Below are 583 nucleotides of genomic sequence, written 5' to 3'. Positions count from 1 at the left end.
GCGCCGCGCACCAAGCCTCCAGGTCAAGGGGAACCACGTCTTATCAGATCCAGCCCTGTGACTGGATTCACACGTGGTGCACTGACCATTGGAGGCCGCGCCCCTACGACCGCAACGCCGAGAAGGTCGCCTACCTGTTGGCCCGGAAGATGGAAACCCTGCCCGACTTCATGAAAAAGTCCGTCACCTGGGACCAGGGCAAGGAGATGGCCCGGCACGCGAAGTTCACCGTCGCCACCGGCATGCCCGTCTACTTCTGCGATCCGCACTCGCCGTGGCAGCGCGGTTCGAACGAGAACACCAACGGATTGCTGCGACAATATTTCCCGAAGGGCACCGACCTGTCGTTTCATACCCAGGCTGAGCTTGATAGGGTGGCTGAGCAGTTGAATGGAAGACCACGGCAGACGCTGGGATGGGCGAAGCCGGTCGAAGTCTTCAACGATTTGCTGGCAAGGCACGCGTCGCTATGATCGCCTGATTCCGCCAAGCGAGAGCTCGCGAGGCTCGCCGCCAGGACCGGCCTGGAGATCAGGGTCTGTCATTTCCCGCCAGCGACCTCGAAGTGGAACAAAATTGAGCA

General features: G+C 60.9%; 1 protein-coding gene and 1 pseudogene. Both read left to right on the top strand.

What is annotated here, in order from left to right; all coding sequences use genetic code 11:
• A partial coding sequence (locus tag AC08OP_RS23750; RefSeq protein ID WP_476616202.1) for an IS30 family transposase occupies positions 1–473 on the top strand: 473 nt, incomplete at its 5' end.
• Between the two features lie 15 nt (positions 474–488).
• Positions 489–583, top strand: a pseudogene (locus AC08OP_RS23745) (ISAzo13-like element transposase-related protein); the annotation flags it as partial.

The organism is Frankia sp. CeRuru1 (genome assembly GCF_977966315.1).
Note: the sequence above shows the minus strand (reverse complement) of the source record. Positions and strands in the feature narration are given on the sequence as shown.